This window comes from Corynebacterium gerontici (assembly GCF_003813985.1).
Taxonomy (GTDB): Bacteria; Actinomycetota; Actinomycetes; order Mycobacteriales; family Mycobacteriaceae; genus Corynebacterium; species Corynebacterium gerontici.
The window spans coordinates 1,682,175-1,700,295 of the sequence record NZ_CP033897.1; the positions used below are offsets into that span (position 1 = coordinate 1,682,175).

Consider the following 18,121-nt stretch of genomic DNA (forward strand, 5'->3'; position numbering starts at 1 on the left):
GCTTTAGCCTCTGTGTCTATTCCTCAGGCTCTGCGTTCGCCCGCACCTCAACGATCACGGAGCCAACGCGCACGCGCCCACGACGATCACGTCCGCCCTCAGCGCGGAGACGCAAGCGGCCCACGTCCACCGTGGAGCCCGGGAGGGGGACACGGCCAATTTCGAAGGCGAGCAAGCCGCCCACGGTATCCACCTGGTTTTCCACCTCTTCAGAAAAATCGAGGGTGATGCCGAGGTCTTCTTCAACGCGTTCGGCCAGATCGTCCAGGCTCAGGCGCGCGACCACGCGGTAGGCGGGTTGATCTTGTTCCAGCTTTTCAATCGGCGCGACCTCTCGCTCGTCATACTCGTCGGCAATTTCACCGACGATCTCTTCCAGGATGTCCTCGATGGAAATGAGGCCGGCGATGCCGCCGTATTCGTCGACAAGCATGGCGATGTGGTTGCGGTCGCGTTGCATTTCATGAAGCAGCGCATCAAGGTTCTTGGAGTCCGGCACGAAGGTGGCGGGGCGCATCACGTCATCGACGGCCACACTGCGGCCGCCATCAGTGCTGTAGTAGGTCTGTTGGACCAGGTCTTTAAGGTAGACGACGCCGATGATGTCGTCGACGGTTTCACCGATCACGGGGATGCGCGAAAAACCCGATCGCACGCACAGGCTGGTGGCCTGGCCGGCGGTTTTTCCGGATTCGATCCACACCATTTCGGGGCGCGGCACCATCACCGAACGCGCGGTAGTGGATGCCAAGTCGAATACGGACTGAATCATGCGGCGCTCTTCGATTTCCACCACGCCGCGTTCCTGGGCGATGTCCACCATTTCGCGCAGCTCCACTTCGGTGGAATACGGGCCGTCGCGGAACCCAAGGCCGGGTGCGAAAAGATTGCCCAAGCGGATGAGCAAGCTGGAAATAGGCCCCAGGATCTTTGCCACGATGTTCAGCAACAGTGCGCTGCCGAGCGACACGCTATAGGGATTCTTCTTGCCCACCGTGCGGCCGAACACGCCAACCACGGCATACGTAACCAAAGAGGTGCCTATGATCGCGGCGGTAAGCGCCCAGCCAACACTGTGGATGAGCTGCAGGCTGACCAGGCTGGCGAACACCGCGGCGGTCGCGTCTAACAGCGTTTTGAGGAGCACCAACAGGTTGATGTACTCGGCGCGGTGATCCAGCACGCGCAGCAAACCGCGGGCATTGCGCTGCTCTTCTTCCTTGATCATGTGTTCCACGCGGGCGCGGGAAATCGTGGTCACCGCAGCCTCGACCGTACCGATCAAGCCAGAGAGCAACAGAGCCGCAACGGTAATGAATGCGGCTAATGCGACGCTCATGAAGGTTCCCCGATAGCGGGAATGCCGCCACCTGGCACTTCTCGGTCCAGATCAGCGCGCTGCTTTGGTGTGGGGAACGCCCCAGCGTTGGATGGCTTGGGCTGATACTCCACGGTGAGCTGCTCATACCAGTCTTTCAGCAAGGCGTTTTGCAGGGAGAACATGCGCTGCTCTTCGGCAGGTTCAATATGGTCGTAGCCCAGCAGATGCAGGCAGCCGTGGGTGGTGAGCAGCGCGAGTTCGTGGCCGAGATCGTGGCCAGCCTTGATCGCTTGCTTCGCGGCGAATTCGGGGCAGATGATGATGTCGCCGAGCATCTCCGGGCCGAAGGGCTGTGCATCGGGACGTCCTTGGCCTGGGGTCAGCTCATCCATGGGAAAGCTCATGACGTCGGTGGGTCCATCGAGGTCCATCCAGCGCATGTGTAGGTCGCTCATGGTAGGGATGTCCACCAGTGAGATGGTGGCTTCGGCATCGCTGTGGATGTCCATGGCGGAGAGGACGAAGGAGGCGACGTCGATAAGCATCTCCTCATTTACGCCATCGAAGGCGGATTCGTTGACTACCTCGATGCTCATTGCTGCTCCTCAAAATGGTCATAGGCCTCCACGATGCGGCCAACGAGTTGGTGGCGCACCACGTCTTCTGCGCCCAGTTCTGCAAAATGAATGTCTTCTACTCCGCGCAAAATTTCTCGCACGACGCGCAAGCCCGATCGCTGCCCACCGGGTAAATCCACCTGCGTGATGTCACCGGTGACCACCATCTTGGAGCCGAAGCCCAGGCGGGTGAGGAACATTTTCATCTGCGCAGGCGTGGTGTTTTGCGCTTCGTCCAAGATCACGAAGGCGTCGTTGAGGGTGCGCCCGCGCATGTACGCCAACGGTGCCACTTCCACGATGCCCGCCTCCATGAGCTTCGGGATCACCTCGGGCTCCACCATGTCTCGCAGCGCATCGTGCAGCGGACGCAAGTAGGGGTCGATCTTGTCATTCAAGGTGCCGGGCAGAAAACCGAGCTTCTCCCCTGCCTCCACCGCGGGGCGGGTCAGGATAATCCGCGAGACCTGCTTCGCATGCAGTGCTTGCACCGCTTTGGCCATAGCAAGGTACGTCTTGCCGGAACCAGCGGGGCCGAGCCCGAACACCACCGTGTTGTCGTCGATGGCATCCACGTACTGCTTTTGGCCATAGGTTTTGGGGCGGATCACCTTGCCCCGGCGCGCCAAAATGTCGCTTCCCACCACATTTGCCATGGATTGCGGCGCTTCAAAGCTGACCATCGACACGGTGTGCTTGACCGTGTCCGGGGTAATCACGTGCCCGCGCCTCGCCACAGACTGGAGTTCTTTGAGCACCCGCATGCTTCGCGCCACTTCATGTTCAGCGCCGATCACGGTGATTTCATCGCCGCGGGCAAAAATATCGACATCGAGTTGGTTTTCTAAGACCTTGAGGTTTTCGTCGTGAATCCCCATGATCGTTTGCACATGCTGGGCATCCACCCCGACAGTGCGGGTGATGGAGGCGTGCTTTGCCAAATTGATCAACCTTTGTGTGTTCGTTTGAGTCTCGGTGCGCAGGCTGCTGCGCGTTCGCGCCATACCTTACCAGCGGGAAGTCTTCACGCCGATCGCTGCGAGCGCCACCATGCCTGCCGTGGCGGTGCGCAAAACTTCCGGCCCCAGCTTCATTGCGTGCGCACCAGCGGCCTGAAAAGCCGCCAATTCCTCGTCACTAATCCCGCCTTCGGGTCCAATGATGAGAGCCAGCGAATCCGCCTGTGCCAGTTCCACTTCTTTGATGCTCTGAGTGGCGGACTCGTGCAGCACCATCACCTGTTCAAAGCCCGCGAGCATCGCCGCCACTTCTTTCGTGCTCGCAAGCTTTTCGACGTTCGGCACGCGCGCCCGCCTGGACTGCTTCGCTGCGGCCACAGCCGCTTGCATCCACTTGGCCTGCCCTTTGTCACGCTTGGCACCCTGCCACTTGGCGATGCAACGCGATGCCTCCCAGGGCACGATGCGGTCCACTCCGGCTTGGGTGAGCAGATCCACGGTGAGTTCCGAACGCTCTGATTTCGGTAGCGCCTGAAACACGGTCACTGCGGGTGTGGGCGCTGGCGTGGTGCCGCGCTCAAGCACACGGGCCTGCAGGCGATCCTTGCCGGATGTGCCAGTGACTTCGCAGATGGCGAAGGCCCCGTGGGCGTCGACAAGCTGAATCCGCTCGCCCACCGTGATGCGTTTGACGGTCACGGCGTGTTTGCCTTCGGATCCTGAAAGCGTGAGCGTGTCGCCTTCGAGGTCCTCGGTGATGAAAACTGGCAGCGACATTAGCGGCGGAACTTATTCCGGAAGCGGCCGAAGAAGGAGTTGCTCTGCCTGCCGGCCACTCGAACCTCGGCGCGTTCGCTTTGATGTTCGCGCAGTTGCTCCATGAGCTTGCGCGCCTTGTGATCCAAGTCCACCGGAGTGTGCACATGAATCGTGGCGATCAAATCGCCGCGGCCATCTTTTTGAATCAATGGCATACCCTCGCCGTGAACAATCACACGTTGGCCGGACTGAGCCCCTTCAGGAATTTCAACCGCAACTGCCTCCCCATCAAGGCCTTCGACATGTACCTTCGCGCCGAGTGCGGCGTCGGTGAATGGGGCATCGATCTGCACGTGAAGATCGTGGCCGTCGCGCTGGAATACCTCATGAGGTGCGATGCGAACCTCAACGTAGAGGTCGCCCGCTGGCCCACCGCCATGACCAACTTCGCCTTGGCCGGCCATACGCACGCGCATGCCGTCGGCGATACCGGCGGGGATATTCACCGTCAGATCGCGGCGGGCCTTGACGCGGCCTTCACCGGCGCACTTCTCACAGGGATCGGGCACGATCTCACCGACGCCCCGACACTTCGGGCAGGTGGAGGTGGTGAGCACGTTGCCCAGGAAGGACTGCTGTACTTGCTGCACCTCGCCGGCGCCACCGCAGTTATCGCAGGTGTGTGCCTTTGCCTTGCTTTGCGAGCCGGTGCCTTCGCAGCGGTCGCACAACACAGCCGTATCAATGGTCACCGGCTTCTTTATCCCGGTGAATGCTTCCTCCAGGGTGAGCTGGGTGCGCAGCAGCGCGTCGTTGCCCGGTTGCACACGCGAGCGCGGCTGACGGCTGCCGCCTGCACCCTGGCCGAAGAAGGCCTCAAAAATATCGCCCAGGCCACCGCCAAAGTTAGCTCCGCCATGACCGCCCGCGCCACCTTGGGACATTGGATCGCCGCCCATATCGACGATCCGGCGCTTCTCAGGATCGAGCAACACCTCTTGGGCTATGGAAATCTCGCTAAATTTCTCCGCAGCCTCCTCGGTGTCATTGACATCCGGGTGGTACTTGCGGGCTAATTTGCGGTACGCCTTTTTAATCTCGTTGTCGCTGGCGTCGCGTTCGACGCCAAGAATGCCGTAGTAGTCACGGTTCATGAGTTAAAAACGATCCTTCGATTTGTGTTGGTGTTTTCGCAATGTAAAGCGCTTGGCAACGCTCGGGACAAATTGAAAGCGAGATGATCATACTACCCGCTTCCTGAGCGCATTCCGCCACGGTCCCCTGCACGCCAAGTGGGAGGAACTATTCGCCACCGATCACGCGCGATACGTACTGAGCAACAGCATGGACCTTCGACATTGTTCCCGAATAGTCCATAAAGGTTGGCCCCACCACCGCCATGCCACCAAAGGTGGCGCCCTGGGCACCATAACCAGTGCTCACCACCGACGCTCCCGGCAAGCCGGCATCGGAATCTTCCTGCCCAATATGAACCTGCACCTGCCCCAGTTCCTGAGCGTTCGCCAGCAGACGGAGCACCACCACCTGTTCCTCCAACGCCTCCAGCAGTTCATGCGAGAGGTGCTGCGTGGCCTTTGCCAATTGAGAGGCACCGGCGACGATGATCTTGTCGTTCGGTTGTTCCAGCAGCGTCTCGATGAGCACGGTGATGCAGCGCAGCGCAAACATATGGATCTCGGGGTCGAGGCGTTGCTGTTGCCCTTGTGGGTCCGCGAGCTGGGAAAGCGCCACGGAGGCGTCGGCAAGCGTGCGCCCAGCAAGGGCTTGGTTCAGCACATCACGCAGCTTCGCCACATGTTCTTCGTTGCAGGGATGATCCAGCTCAACGTTGCGTTGATCCACCCGCCCCGTATCCGTGATGAGCACCAGCAACAGACGCAGCGGGCTGAGCGCCACCACCTCGAGATGCTTCACGTGCGCCACCGCCAGATTCGGCAATTGCACCACCGCTGCCTGGCGGGTGAGCTGGGACAGCAGGCGCACACTGCGGTGCAGCACATCTTCAAGGTCCACTCCCCCTTCAAGAAAACTCACGATGGCGGTGCGCTCTGCTTGGGACAGTGGCTTGACAGTGTGAATGGAGTCCACGAACTCGCGGTAGGCACGCTCGGTGGGAATCCGCCCGGAACTCGCGTGCTGCTGCACGATGTAGCCCTCGGCTTCCAGCGCGGCCATATCGTTGCGGATAGTAGCCGAGGACACCTTGAGGTTGTGTCGCTCAAGCAGTGCTTTCGAGCCGACGGGATCTTGGCGTGCAATGTAGTCGGCGACGATTGCGTGCAGCACTTTGGTGCGTCTTTGCGCGGTGCTACTGCTCATCATTGCCCTCCTTTTATGCTCCTGCTGCGAGGATATCCGCGATGATCCCGTCTGCCAACAGCCGCCCAGACTCGCTGATGCGCACTTGCTCGCCCACGACCACGAGCCCCATCCCCCGGTAGCGCTCCACAACTTCACGCTCTTGAACCGAAAACTCTCCCAGGGGCAATCCTTCTGCGATGCGCAGCCCCAGCATTACTCGCTCCTCGTGGCGCTGCTGTGCTGATAGCTGCTCGCGTTCCTGAACGGGCAGGTGCCCGCCTTGAAGCATGGTGGCGTATTTGGCCGGATGCTTGACGTTGAAGAATCGCTGGTCGTCGATGTGCGAATGCGCACCGGGGCCCGCGCCCCACCAGTTGCCGTCGCGCCAATACAGCAAGTTGTGTTCGCACTGACCTCCGGGCTTTGCCCAATTGGATACCTCGTACCAGTCAAAGCCCTCGCTGCGGAGGCGCTCATCAATCATCTGGTAGCGGTTGGCGTAGGTGTCCTCGTCGGGCTCTGGCAATTCACCTTTGCGAACTTTCCTCGCCATCGCGGTGCCGTCTTCGACGATGAGCGAATACGCACTCACGTGATCCACGCCCGTTGCGAGAACCTCGTCCAGCGTGCGGTCCACGTCAGCATCGCGTTCGAAGGGCGTCCCGTAGATCATGTCCAGATTGACGTGTTCGAAACCCGCCGCAAGGGCCTCGCGGGCGGCGTCGAACGCGCGCCCCGGAGTGTGCTGGCGGCCCAAAATCTGCAATACCTTCGAGCTTGCAGATTGCATGCCTAAGGAGATCCTTGTGTACCCGGCGTCGCGCAGTTGCGCAAAAAACTCCGGGGAGGTGGACTCCGGGTTAGATTCGGTGGTGATTTCCGCCCCCGTCTGGATCCCCACTTCGCGCTCAATGGCGCGTAAAATCCGGATCAAGCCTTGGGCACCCAGCATAGAAGGCGTGCCGCCGCCGATAAAGATGCTGCTCACCGGCTCGGTTTCAGCCAAGGCGAGCTCACGCTCCAGAGCATCGAGGTATTCAGCAGGCGAAGAACTCGTGCCCAATTCGCCGGGCGTATAGGTGTTGAAATCGCAGTAGCCACAACGCGAGGCACAAAAAGGCACATGCACGTACAGGCCGAAGGGCTGACTAGCCAACCGACGCACCCGCGCCATTCAATTTGGCAGCAACGCGTGCGAGCACAGCGTCAATGCGAGCGCGCTCGGAAAGGAATTGTGGCGGGTGCGCACCGCGCATAGTGCGGGCATAGCCGGGGTGTTCGAGGGCGACGGCCTCACGCCACGCCTCCACCGTCTGCGACACCACCGCGTGCGCTCGGACATACAGGCGCGAAAGGTTCAGTGCTTGCAAATCACGAGCCCCGCGTTCAGTTTCGGCAAGCACCCATTCCACAGTGTGCTCAAGATTGATCAGCGTCTCCTCTGCCCTCGCGTCCAGGGACGAGGTGAGTTCGCGCACCACTACCGGGGATTGCTGGATGGGGTAGGCAGATCGAAGTGCTTTCGCGCTCAGAGCCGTAGGTGTTGAGACCTGCTGTTGCTGAGGCTGTGGCTGCGAAACATGCCCCGAGGCCACACCGGACACCAGCGCCTGCCGCAGCCCCAGCAGTTCTGCGGTGACGGTCCGAGCGTCATTGCGTGCGTCCGCAGCGATCTGTTCAAATTCGGCCACGCAGTCGTCGACAAGCTCAAGATCCCAGTCGCGGATGGATTCGATGATGTTCTCAATGTAGGTGGCCATCTCATCGCCGATGTTGAAAAGTTCTTGCGTGAGCTCACGGTGCCGCAAGGTGGCATCGTTAACCTGCATCCGCGTGGCCCTTTCAATAGAGAAGATCATCAAAAAATTGAGCGCGAGGGAAGCGCTGCAAGCAACCTTAAAGCTTGGATCGAGCCGAGCGCGTGCGCCACGCCCAGCAACGCGAAAACTCGCCCGCCTCAAGGGTGAGGAAGCAGGCGAGCAGGCGCGGCGGAAACAATATTAGCGCTGGTAGAGACGGTCGATGGCGTCTGAGTAGCGACGGGTCACAACGTTGCGCTTGACCTTCATCGTCGGGGTGAGCTCGTCGTCTTCCTCGGTGAGATCACGGTCGAGGATCACGAACTTCTTGATGGACTCAGCGTGCGAGACCATGGAGTTCGCGGAGTTCACCGCGTCTTGAACCTCGGCGCGCAGGAAAGGATCGTCGCTGAGATCGCGCACCGTCTTGGAATCGGGGATGTTCCGGTTGAGCTTCCAGCGGCGCAGCGCTTCTTCGTCCAAAGTGACCAACAGGCCAATGAAGGGCTTCCCGTCGCCCACCACCATCGCCTGGGAAATGAGCGGGTGCGCGCGGATGGCGTCTTCCATCGGCGCCGGGGACACATTCTTGCCGCCGGCGGTGACGATGAGCTCCTTCTTGCGGCCGGTGATCATCAGGTGGCCGGAATCGAGCAGTTCGCCCAAGTCGCCGGTGTTGAACCATTCACCTTCCATTGATTCCTTGGTGGCCTCCTCGTTCTTCCAGTAGCCATCGAAGAGGATGTTGCCCTTCACAAGGATCTCGCCCACATCGTTGATCTTGATGCTGGTGCCGCCAACGGGCAGGCCCACGGTGCCGATCTTCTGATCGTCGTAGGAGACGGTGGCGGCGGCGCAGGTTTCGGTGAGGCCGTAGCCTTCGTACACGGGCACGCCGATGCCTCGGTAAAAGTGCAAGAGGTCGGTGCTCATGGCGGAGCCACCGGAGATGCAGTATTTCACCGCGGAGCCCATGGCGGCGCGGATCTTGGAATACACCAACTTGTCAAAGGTCTTGTGCTTGAGCTGCAGTGCCCGCGAGGGCCCCTCGGCGGTATCGAGGGCGCGCGAGTATTCCTGCGCCACCTGCTCTGCCTGCTTGAACATCGCCGCCTTGAGCGGCCCGGCGGAGTTCGCGTTGGCGGCCGCGGAGTTGCGCACCTTCTCAAACACGCGCGGCACGCCCAGGATCATGTTGGGACGCGCACGTTGGAATTCCATGGCGATGGTGGAAAAGTCGGACCAGTGCGACTGCGTAGCCCCGCCGATGGCCACCGCGAGCGCCACGGCACGCGCCAACACGTGCGCCATGGGCAGGAATGTGAGCACTCGGGTGCCGGGCACCGCGATGTGACCAATAGAGTTGGTGAGCAGCGCTTGCGCCTCTGAAAGCCAGTTGGCGTGGGTCAGGCGGCAGCCCTTGGGCCGGCCGGTGGTTCCCGAGGTGTAGACCAATGAGGCGAGATCGCTGGAGCGTGTGTTTGCAATGCGCGCGTCTACCTCCGTGGAGTCTACGGTGCGGCCTTCAAACTTGAGCGTCTCAATAGCGGATGCATTGATTTCGAGGATGCGACGCAGTTGGGAGGGGGATCCCTTCAGGGCGGGCTCGCCATCTTCTTGCAGCACCAGGTGGCTCATGAGCTCGGTGTGATCGCGGGTTTCGGTAATGGCGAACACCGCACCGGAGTCCTCGATGATCCACTCGATCTGCTTGAGGGAGGAGGAATCGTAGATTGGCACGCTCACCGCACCTGCGGCCCAGATGGCGAAGTCTAACAGCGCCCATTCATAACGGGTGGAGGACAACAGCGCGATCCTGTCGCCCTGCTGCACGCCTGCGTTAATGAAGCCCTTGGCAACCTCGAAGACCTCGTTGATGAATTCAGCGGCAGTGACATTGACCCACTCATAGTTCTTGGGCCGAGTGAATATCACGCCATAGGGACGCGCCTTGGCGGTGGTCATGAGGGCGGTCAGGCACGTGTCATGCTCGCCTACCGTGTACTCGGCTTTGGTGCTCACTTCCTGCACGGGGTCTCCTTTGATGATTTTTCGCTTATCGACGTCCCACGCCCCGCCTGCACAAGCACTGCGAGGGGGATGGCGTTTTCAATTCGAGCGTACCGCTTTTTCGGTTTTGTGTCGGCGGACACACTGGGGTTGGGTGGCGTGGGCGTCGAAAAGCTTGATTCATGCAAGGACGTGGCACAATGGTGCGTTGTGAGTTACATGGACGCGCTACGAGCCCTCGCCGATGCCTACAACGTGGCCTGGTGGTACCAGGATTCCGCTGATCAACGAGTAGAAGTCAGCGAAGACACCCTGCTCAAAACACTTCGATCTCTCGGTGTGCGCTTCGGCAACGAACCGCAAGAATCCTTGGAAGGCGAACTGCCTGTGCACGCGGAAAACCCAAGCTTTGAGGCATTGGAAGCCGCGCTACAACAACGGCAGGACGAATTATTCGCGCGCCCCCTACCACCCTGCGTAGTTGCAACAGAAGGCTACCCGTATGTGGTGCACGTCCACGTCCACGATGGGGCTTCGGCAACAATGTCCATCACCTTGGAAGACGGCCAAGTACGCGAGCCTGCCCAAGTGGAAAACTGGACCCAACCCCGCGAAATCGACGGGGTACGCTGGGGCGAGGCGTCCTTCGAACTCCCTGGCGATCTGCCGCTCGGCTGGCACACCCTCACCCTAGAATCCGATAACCTCACCGCCAGTTGTTTCCTGATTGTGACACCGCACCGCATCAACACAGCGGACGCCTTCTTGGAGCAGCCGGCGGCTGGCGTGATGGCGCAACTGTATTCGGTGCGCAGCAACAACTCCTGGGGTATGGGCGACTTCAGCGATCTCGGCGCGCTCGCCCATACCGTGGCACAAGACGATTTCGATTTCCTGCTCATCAACCCGCTCCACGCCGCCGAGCCCTTCCCTCCCACCGAGGACTCCCCCTATTTGCCCACCTCACGTCGCTTCACTCACCCCCTCTACATCGACATTGCCGCAATCCCAGAATTGCTTTTGCTTGACGACGACACCCGCAGCGAAATCGATGCGATCGCAGCCGACTTCCAGCAGCGCAACCACAGCGGTGAGCAAATCCAACGCAATGACACCTACGCCACCAAGTTGCAGGTATTGCGTGAAATCTTTGCCGCCGGGCGCGATCAAGCCCGTGAACAAGACTTCCGCGACTTCATCGCCGGCGAAGGTGAAGGGCTGCACAACTTTGCCCAGTGGTGCGCGGCACAGGAAATTTCCGAACTCGGCGTTGATGGACACCACGCCATCGAACCCGACGTGGATGAACTTGCCGAGTTCTACATGTGGCTGCAATGGATCTGCGACCAGCAGCTCGCCGCCGCGCAATCCGCCGCAACCGACGCTGGCATGCGTATCGGCATCATGGCCGACCTCGCCGTGGGCATTCATCCAGGCGGTGCCGATGCCCAAAACCTCCGCGAGACGCTGGTGCAGAAAGCATCCGTTGGGGCACCACCAGACGCATATAACCAACAGGGCCAGGACTGGGCGCAACCGCCGTGGCACCCCGAACGCTTGGCAGAAGCCGGGTACATTCCCTGGCGCGACCTGCTGCGCACCGTATTGCGCCACTCCGGCGGCATCCGCATCGACCACATCCTCGGGCTGTTCCGCCTGTTCTGGATTCCACGCGGACAATCGCCTTCAACCGGCACCTACGTCCGCTATGACCATGAGGCGCTCATCGGCATCTTGGCACTCGAAGCCCAGCGTGCCGGTGCCATCGTGATCGGCGAGGATCTAGGAACATTCGAACCATGGGTGCAGGAGTACCTCGCCGAACGAGGCGTCATGGGAACCACCATCGTGTGGTTCGAGCACGACTGGGAGGACAAGCCGCTGCGTCAAGAGCACTACCGGCAACTGGCGCTCACTTCCGTCAATACTCACGACCTGCCACCCACCGCTGGATACCTTCAAGGCGAGCACATCGATCTGCGCGAACGCCTTGGACTACTCGAAAGCGACGTTGAGGAAGAACATGCCGCAGACCTTCAGTGGCAAGCAGACGTCCTGGAACGCGTTGCAGAACAAGGCGGTTTTCCTGAAGGCAAGCCCGTGGAACACTTCCACGGCGTGGCGCGTGAAGAACGCGGCAGCGTGGATCAGCTCATTCCGGCGCTCTGCCGATTCATTGCGCACACACCATCGGTGCTGACATGCGTATCGCTTGTGGATATGACTGGCGACGTGCGCGCCCAAAATCAGCCAGGAACCACCAAAGATCAATACCCGAACTGGTGCATCCCGCTGTGCGATGGTGAAGGAACACCCGTTTTGATTGAACAGCTCCGCGAGCTTGATCTATACAAGCGGGTAGCGGAGGCTTCGAAGCGGGGCTAGCCCACTACATGGTGGAAATGAGCCACGCGAGCACCATCAGCGCGAGCAGCAGGTACAAAGCCTGACGCACACGCGACTGCGGGTACTTGCGTTGGCTCTTCGCGCGTTGCTGATCCTGCTTCCGCAGATCTTCAGGGTTTGCCATTATTCGCAGACGCTCTTTCTTCCTCGGGCTTCGGGCTCGTCATTCGCTCCAGAGATACCTTAGCCTGTGCCCGCTGGCGCGCCCGCGCACCACCCCGGGCAAGCAGCGCGCCACAGCGATCCACAGCGCGCAACCACAACATCGCCAGCAGCGCACACATGGGTACGGCCACAATGATCACCAAGGGGGCCTGCAGCCACAGCGGAGAGGTGGTGAGAAATTGCGCCACCGCATCACCGAGGTCCGTGAACCAATCGGCCATGCGCGCCTCCCTTTCTTTCCTTGGGCGTACTGCGTTGTCGTTTTGCTGTTTGCTGTTTTGGGGTTTTAGTGCTTGAGAACTCTTCCAGTGGCGCCAGTCTATCGCGTCCACCGTGGAGCGGTAGCATGAAGCAGGTGAGCACCCCAACTTCGCCCTGCACTAGCTTAAGTGGCCAATTCCACGGCAAAAGCGCGGGGGATGTGGCCACATTCGACCACATCGTGTACGCCAGCGCCAGTGACCTCTTTGCCGAATCAGCACTGCGCACACAACCATCGCAGCACATCGGCAATCCGGAACAATCCCCGCTATTGCTCCGCGTCACCACGCCAGCCGACACCACCCAGGGTGAAGACATGCCCGTCGTGGCGCTCATCCACGGCGGAGGCTTCGAAAACGGCAGCAGAAACGAGCATTGGTTTGGTGGCGATGGGCTAGCGAAGCAACGCGTGATAATGGTGAGCATCGACTACCGGCTGCAATTCCCCGGCTTTGTACGATTTCACGACGAACAACCCGACTTCTATCGGGGCATTAGCGACTGCCAAGTCGCCCTGGATTGGATCCAACGCAACATCGAAGACTTCGGCGGCGACCCAACCAACGTCACCCTCATAGGCCAATCCGCCGGCGCAACCATCGCACTATGGCTTGCCCGCCGCGACCATTTCAAAGGCACCTTCCGGCGCGTCATGGCGCTCTCCCCCGCCTTCGCCCGCACCGACTTCTACCAACGCAAAGGCCTCGCCCGCTTCGCATTGGGGCGCGGCATCACGCGGTCATCACTCAAGAATCTTTCTCCACAAAAACTTGCGCGCGGCTACCGTAAATACCGAAAATTCATTCAAACGGACCTAGCACTCGGCCCCGTGGGACTCGACGGCCAAGAGCTCGCCGACATCCCCATCATCATTTCCTGCACACGCGAAGAATGGTACGCATCCACCACCACCGCACGCATTGACCATTGGCTCCCCCGATCACTTCGACCGCTGCTTGCCAACCACTTCAATGCGAACGCCCGCTACCTCGACGCAACCACGAACACCACGCGATTCTTTGCCCAACTCATCGGCGATTCAGCTATTCGACGCTGGGTAGACCGCATCGCATCCTCCACTCCCGGCAACACTTGGGTCATGCACTACATAGGCAGCGAGGCCGTGCCCGCCGTGCATTGCAGTGACATTCCATGGGTATTGAACTCCGAAGCCCAAACTGACCATCACGCTCGGGAATATATTGCCGAACGCGCCGATGCCACCGTGCAGCAGGTTCGAGGCATCACCGATGCCTTCCTTCAAGGAAATCTCCCCACCTGGCGGCCCTATCGAAGCAGTCGCGAGGTGCTAGAACTCAACATCACCACCGGACAATCCCAAATTGTGCACGATCCATTCGCGCACCTCCGAGAAGGCTTTTACTCGTGACCCCTCCCCAACTTTCCGCCAGCATCGCCGATGCACAGTGGGAACTATCCACCAGCGACGCCCACAACGCCACCTTCCAGCAAACGCTCAAGACAGCAGGACGCGACGTGCTCAAAGAGCCCGAGTACGCCGCCGCGCTCCTTGCTCTTTGGGCGGAGGATCACCGCGTCGAGCTGCACGGCGTGAACGAGAAAATCGTCAATGCGAGCGTCCAACTGGAGCCACTGCGCGGTGAACAAACTAACGCCTCACTTCGCACCACCGAGCCGAACGCCACCGTATGGAAGTTCTACCGCACCATCGCCCCTGGCACCCACCCAGATGTTGAAGTGCCACGAGTGGTGCATTCCCACGTTGCCGAATACCGCGGACACGCCAGCATGCTTATCGACGGCCACGAATACACCCTCGCCGCCGCAAGCCAACTCATCCCCAATGCAATCGACGCCTGGAAAATCGCCACCTCCGAAGATCATCGCCTCGTGGAGGAGCAAGCCGGGGCGATGGGCTCCGCACTCGCCGACGTCCACCAGGATCTTGCCAGCGGCCTCAGCACCGGCACGATGGCGGCTGAGGAATTCGCAGCGCACTTGCGCTCACGCGCCCACGGGTTCATTCAGCAAGCAGAAGAACTGCAGCCGTTCGCCGAACGCATTGACCACATCTACGATCAGCTCAGCGGCGAGATCGGCACCCAACGCATTCACGGCGACCTCCATCTGGGCCAGGTGTTGTGGTCAGATCAGTGGTACTTCGTAGATTTCGAAGGCGAACCCGACGTCGACATCCAATCCCGCACCAAACTCATGCCTGCCGCTTATGACGTGGCCGGGTTGATCCGCTCCTACCACTACGCGGGCCTGGACTATCCAGAGCAACTAGTACGTGCGTACGGACGCATTGACGATGTGGTCCTCCGCGCCTGCTTGATTGACCGCTTCTGCTACGAGGTGGCATACGAAAAGCGGCACCGCCCCGATTGGGTTAAGGTGCCGCTGCGTGGTGCGGATGATCTGTTCTAGTTCATGAGCGCCGCGCGAAGGTCCTGGTGGCTGAGTTGCTCAACCATCCAGGGGCTGAATGCAAATGGCGCTTGGTCGACCGCATTGACGAGTTGCTCGGGCACGACCCAGGAAAACTCGGCCACCTCATCAGCCTCCGGTTGAACATCAGCGCTGGTGCGCGCCACGAAGACGGGGCAGATTTCCCACTCGACGATGCCACTCGCGTCTACCGCGCGGTAGCGGAAGTCGGGAAGGACGCAGGTGACGTCGAAAAGCTCGCTGGGGCACAGGCCGAGTTCGAACGGCACTCTGCGCTGAAGGGCTTGGACATGGGTTTCGCCCGGCGCGAGGTGTCCGCAAGCGGAATTCGTCCACACGCCAGGCCAGGCAACTTTGGACAGCGCGCGACGAGTAATCAGCAACTCGCCCGCGTCGTTGAGCAGGTAGCAAGAAAACGCCAGGTGCAGTGGCGTGGATTTTGTGTGGACGCTCGCCTTTTCAGCGGTTCCGATGCGGTTGCCGCGTTCATCGGCGAGTACGACCATTTCCTCTGCTTGCATGCGAGGATCCTAACACTGCACCTTGGTGGCTATTGCCTCACCCACGCACCGATCATGCGTGGCACCACCGGTTCTTGTTCGCCGAGTAATTCGCGCAAGTTGTGGTTCTTCTCTAATGTGCTGGTCACGCTCTTCACCTTGCTGCTGCGACGCTCCTGCCGCGGATGCGCGCCCATCATCGGTGCCACGCCCCCGGTGGTTCCGCGCATTGCACTTGTCGACGCCCCACCGCCCGCATTCGCGCCGCCGGAAACCCCCGTGGCGGCAACCAAACCGGAGGCTTTCGAGCCTAGCGCCCCGGGCGATCCCGCGCCTGAAGCACCACCCAAGCCACCCATCCCCAAAGCAGCGCCACCAGCGGCGAGTGCCCCAGTCATCGCAGCCGAAGAACCGCCAAACTCACGGGCTGATTTTGGAGTTTTGAGGCCGGATAGCGCACCAAGTGATCCCGGATTTTTGGTGGTTGTGCTGCCAGACTGCGCATTTGAGGCGACCGAAGTTGATTGCGACCCCAGACCGGAACCTAGCGGCTGCGCACCGATCGGCGATGCGAAGGACGGCTGCGATCCACCCGCACCTGCCTGCGATCCACCGAACCCAGCAGGTGAGCCACCTGCAGGACCCTGCGTGGCCGTTTGAGCAAACTGGCCCGGCCCCTGCGCAAGAGACGCCTGCTGAGTAGCCACTTGTGACATTGCCTGCGGTGCCGCCTCCTGAGCAGAAACAGCCACAGACTCGAAGCTGCCACCCGGCGACTGAGCCCCCGCCCCCATCGCCGAAGGAGCTTGCACTGGTGCGCCAGTGGCACCCAAACCGGCAGTCGACAGGCGCCCCTTTCCGGGGATCAACCCCATGCCAGTTCTTGCGGCTCCACCGGACAATCCACCAGGCAAAGCAGAAACCAGACTTCGAATAGGTGGAATGCCAGTTGGGAGATCAGCGGCGATTGCCGCATTGAGCTGCGACAACGCTGCCTGCTCCGCCGCAACCTTCGCACGCGGATCAGGGGCCGCCTGCACCTGCGCCTCCGCCGCCATAACCTGCGGGAGGTGCCGCTGGTGAATCCCCACCATCTGAGTCACGCTCGTCGCCATCACCTCACAGTTGGCCGCGAAATTCGCGGCTGTTGCAGCGACTTCCGAAATATTGGCCGTAGCGCGATCAAACGCAACGCCGCGCGCACTGCTCGCCACTTGCGCAGCCACCGACTCTAAAGACGAAGCCACACTCGTTGCCATCCCCGCCAACTGAGTCCACTGCCGCGCACCATCTAGACCGACGGCCTCGTTGGTCGCCGAAAACTGCGCAGCAAGCTGCGCAACACTCGTCGCTGGGATCATCGCAGGTGGCGCAAAGGAAAAACCCGGAATGGTTGGCAACGGACGCATCGGAAACGGCGCGATCATATCCCCCACATAACCGCCCTCATCCGCCACATCCATCGCACGCTGCACAAAACTATTTTGAGTATCCAGGCTCGAAACCGTAGCACTCAAGGCCTTCTGTAGCCACGACACCTGCTCCATCAAAGAGCGCACCACGCTGGCAGCCGAACCCGGACCGCCCGCAAGCACCCCCGCATGCTGCGCGCCCAGTTGATCCAGGCCAGAAACCGTGGAAAAGGTAGCTAGGGCTGGCGAAGACTGAAAAGTCAAAATAGCAGAATTCGCAGATACCGAAACGCTCTTCAGCTCCGATATCACGGCGTCTATTATCGAACGACTAAAACTGAGCAACTGATTCCCCTTTCGAAATAGCGATGAGTTGATACAGAATTTCCGCATTTCGCCGGCATTGTCCGGATTTGTCTTCACTATCGATGCCAAACCCACCGCCTACCGCAATTCGTCCTCTCGAAGTGTCCATGGAAACTTCGCATAATGAACTAAAACCGGGAGCTCCGAAGTATCGAGCGTCCGGCAACAGAGGAAAAAATTCACCATGAATTTCCTCTGGCGCCATCGATGCTTTGACATCATTCGATTGCAGTGTGGACATAAGAGTCACTACCCCACCGTCGCCGTCTTTTTCCCCAACAAAATAACCACAGACAGACACTCCACCACCGGGATTTGAGGTACTCCCCAACCATTCCTCTGGTGATGGCGTCAATTCGTACTTCCTCAATAACTCTTCGGGCACCTGGCCGCACACGTCAAAGAAGTCAGTCTTATTCACATCGGGTTCAAAGATTTCCCCGAGATAGACCCTTGTACCATCCGATGTGAATAGTTGGTCGGAATCCGAACCAGACGCGTCCAGCTCGGATTCCCCCCTGACCGCCTTTGTCTCCTGTGCAACGAGCGCCCCCTCACCCACCACACTCCCGGCAGCCCTGCACCCGGCCAGCAGGAGCGCTGCAGCCAAAGCGATGCACAGCGCGAACACCCGTCCGGGGCGGTTTGCTTGTGGGAACGGTGGACGTCGAAAAGCTTGAAGGTTGTTCACGTTGCGGTGGTCCTTCGTGGGTCGGCGGATTCAATGCCAGCAAGGTCGGAAACCCTGCTATTTGAATTAGACGTAATACGGGGGATGGCAGGTTCCGACT

General features: G+C 60.3%; 17 protein-coding genes. 3 read left to right on the plus strand and 14 right to left on the minus strand.

Annotated elements, in window-relative coordinates:
- Nucleotides 1-16 precede the first annotated feature (16 nt).
- From CGERO_RS07835 to CGERO_RS07875, 9 genes are all read right to left on the minus strand, one after another.
- The gene (locus tag CGERO_RS07835; protein WP_123934817.1) at nucleotides 17-1,339 is read right to left on the minus strand and encodes a hemolysin family protein; all 1,323 of its coding nucleotides are present in this window, start codon (nucleotides 1,337-1,339) and stop codon (nucleotides 17-19) included.
- Entirely contained in the window at nucleotides 1,336-1,917 is a 582-nt protein-coding gene (ybeY, locus tag CGERO_RS07840; RefSeq protein WP_123934819.1) for an rRNA maturation RNase YbeY, read from the minus strand. The genes CGERO_RS07835 and ybeY overlap by 4 nt, the downstream gene beginning before the upstream one ends.
- Nucleotides 1,914-2,816, minus strand: a complete 903-nt coding sequence (locus CGERO_RS07845; RefSeq protein ID WP_245998910.1) for a PhoH family protein — start codon at nucleotides 2,814-2,816, stop codon at nucleotides 1,914-1,916. Before CGERO_RS07845 ends, ybeY begins: the two co-directional genes overlap by 4 nt.
- A 129-nt stretch (nucleotides 2,817-2,945) precedes the next feature.
- Nucleotides 2,946-3,674: a 16S rRNA (uracil(1498)-N(3))-methyltransferase gene (locus tag CGERO_RS07850; protein WP_123934823.1), complete on the minus strand. Its 729-nt coding sequence runs from the start codon at nucleotides 3,672-3,674 to the stop codon at nucleotides 2,946-2,948.
- Complete coding sequence (gene dnaJ, locus CGERO_RS07855; RefSeq protein WP_123934825.1) at nucleotides 3,674-4,810, minus strand: molecular chaperone DnaJ; 1,137 nt, start codon at nucleotides 4,808-4,810, stop codon at nucleotides 3,674-3,676. Before dnaJ ends, CGERO_RS07850 begins: the two co-directional genes overlap by 1 nt.
- A gap of 148 nt (nucleotides 4,811-4,958) precedes the next feature.
- Nucleotides 4,959-5,996, minus strand: a complete 1,038-nt coding sequence (gene hrcA / locus CGERO_RS07860) for a heat-inducible transcriptional repressor HrcA (protein WP_123936062.1) — start codon at nucleotides 5,994-5,996, stop codon at nucleotides 4,959-4,961.
- Nucleotides 5,997-6,009: 13 nt separating this feature from the next.
- Nucleotides 6,010-7,134, minus strand: a complete 1,125-nt coding sequence (gene hemW, locus CGERO_RS07865) for a radical SAM family heme chaperone HemW (protein WP_245998811.1) — start codon at nucleotides 7,132-7,134, stop codon at nucleotides 6,010-6,012.
- Nucleotides 7,127-7,807: a hypothetical protein gene (locus CGERO_RS07870; RefSeq protein WP_123934829.1), complete on the minus strand. Its 681-nt coding sequence runs from the start codon at nucleotides 7,805-7,807 to the stop codon at nucleotides 7,127-7,129. The genes hemW and CGERO_RS07870 overlap by 8 nt, the downstream gene beginning before the upstream one ends.
- 171 nt (nucleotides 7,808-7,978) lie before the next feature.
- Nucleotides 7,979-9,808 (minus strand): AMP-dependent synthetase/ligase, encoded by a 1,830-nt coding sequence (locus CGERO_RS07875; RefSeq protein ID WP_123934831.1) that lies wholly within the window; start codon nucleotides 9,806-9,808, stop codon nucleotides 7,979-7,981.
- A gap of 189 nt (nucleotides 9,809-9,997) precedes the next feature.
- Here CGERO_RS07875 and malQ point away from each other — a divergent pair, with 189 nt between their 5' ends.
- A complete protein-coding gene (gene malQ / locus CGERO_RS07880) occupies nucleotides 9,998-12,172 on the plus strand; it encodes a 4-alpha-glucanotransferase (protein WP_164470319.1) in 2,175 nt (724 codons plus the stop codon).
- 4 nt (nucleotides 12,173-12,176) lie between these two features.
- Here malQ and CGERO_RS10690 read toward each other — a convergent pair whose 3' ends face one another.
- Nucleotides 12,177-12,317, minus strand: coding sequence for a hypothetical protein (locus tag CGERO_RS10690; RefSeq protein WP_164470286.1), 141 nt, complete (start codon nucleotides 12,315-12,317; stop codon nucleotides 12,177-12,179).
- Nucleotides 12,304-12,579: a hypothetical protein gene (locus CGERO_RS07885; RefSeq protein ID WP_123934833.1), complete on the minus strand. Its 276-nt coding sequence runs from the start codon at nucleotides 12,577-12,579 to the stop codon at nucleotides 12,304-12,306. Before CGERO_RS07885 ends, CGERO_RS10690 begins: the two co-directional genes overlap by 14 nt.
- 125 nt (nucleotides 12,580-12,704) lie before the next feature.
- On the opposite strand from CGERO_RS07885, the gene CGERO_RS07890 reads away from it, so the two are divergent.
- Entirely contained in the window at nucleotides 12,705-14,009 is a 1,305-nt protein-coding gene (locus CGERO_RS07890; RefSeq protein WP_123934835.1) for a carboxylesterase family protein, read from the plus strand.
- Nucleotides 14,006-15,031: a phosphotransferase gene (locus CGERO_RS07895; RefSeq protein WP_164470288.1), complete on the plus strand. Its 1,026-nt coding sequence runs from the start codon at nucleotides 14,006-14,008 to the stop codon at nucleotides 15,029-15,031. Before CGERO_RS07890 ends, CGERO_RS07895 begins: the two co-directional genes overlap by 4 nt.
- Here the strand turns inward: CGERO_RS07895 and idi are convergent.
- The 3 genes from idi to CGERO_RS07910 all read right to left on the minus strand — a co-directional run bounded on the left by idi (nucleotide 15,028) and on the right by CGERO_RS07910 (nucleotide 18,021).
- The gene (gene idi, locus CGERO_RS07900; protein WP_123934839.1) at nucleotides 15,028-15,573 is read right to left on the minus strand and encodes an isopentenyl-diphosphate Delta-isomerase; all 546 of its coding nucleotides are present in this window, start codon (nucleotides 15,571-15,573) and stop codon (nucleotides 15,028-15,030) included. The two genes, CGERO_RS07895 and idi, sit on opposite strands and share 4 nt — an antisense overlap.
- Before the next feature lie 29 nt (nucleotides 15,574-15,602).
- Nucleotides 15,603-17,228 carry a hypothetical protein gene (locus CGERO_RS07905; RefSeq protein WP_123934841.1) on the minus strand — a complete coding sequence of 542 codons (1,626 nt, stop codon included), beginning with the start codon at nucleotides 17,226-17,228 and terminating at the stop codon, nucleotides 15,603-15,605.
- 67 nt (nucleotides 17,229-17,295) lie between these two features.
- Nucleotides 17,296-18,021 carry a hypothetical protein gene (locus CGERO_RS07910; RefSeq protein WP_123934843.1) on the minus strand — a complete coding sequence of 242 codons (726 nt, stop codon included), beginning with the start codon at nucleotides 18,019-18,021 and terminating at the stop codon, nucleotides 17,296-17,298.
- Nucleotides 18,022-18,121 lie beyond the last annotated feature (100 nt).

Excerpts from the sequence above, each read along its gene's own strand:
- CGERO_RS07835 (WP_123934817.1), bottom strand. The coding sequence starts at position 1,339 with ATGAGCGTCGCATTAGCCGCATTCATTACCGTTGCGGCTCTGTTGCTC.
- ybeY (WP_123934819.1), bottom strand. The coding sequence starts at position 1,917 with ATGAGCATCGAGGTAGTCAACGAATCCGCCTTCGATGGCGTAAATGAG.
- CGERO_RS07845 (WP_245998910.1), bottom strand. The coding sequence starts at position 2,816 with ATGGGGATTCACGACGAAAACCTCAAGGTCTTAGAAAACCAACTCGAT.
- CGERO_RS07850 (WP_123934823.1), bottom strand. The coding sequence starts at position 3,674 with ATGTCGCTGCCAGTTTTCATCACCGAGGACCTCGAAGGCGACACGCTC.
- dnaJ (WP_123934825.1), bottom strand. The coding sequence starts at position 4,810 with ATGAACCGTGACTACTACGGCATTCTTGGCGTCGAACGCGACGCCAGC.
- hrcA (WP_123936062.1), bottom strand. The coding sequence starts at position 5,996 with ATGAGCAGTAGCACCGCGCAAAGACGCACCAAAGTGCTGCACGCAATC.
- CGERO_RS07870 (WP_123934829.1), bottom strand. The coding sequence starts at position 7,807 with ATGCAGGTTAACGATGCCACCTTGCGGCACCGTGAGCTCACGCAAGAA.
- CGERO_RS10690 (WP_164470286.1), bottom strand. The coding sequence starts at position 12,317 with ATGGCAAACCCTGAAGATCTGCGGAAGCAGGATCAGCAACGCGCGAAG.
- CGERO_RS07885 (WP_123934833.1), bottom strand. The coding sequence starts at position 12,579 with ATGGCCGATTGGTTCACGGACCTCGGTGATGCGGTGGCGCAATTTCTC.
- CGERO_RS07890 (WP_123934835.1), top strand. The coding sequence starts at position 12,705 with ATGAAGCAGGTGAGCACCCCAACTTCGCCCTGCACTAGCTTAAGTGGC.
- idi (WP_123934839.1), bottom strand. The coding sequence starts at position 15,573 with ATGCAAGCAGAGGAAATGGTCGTACTCGCCGATGAACGCGGCAACCGC.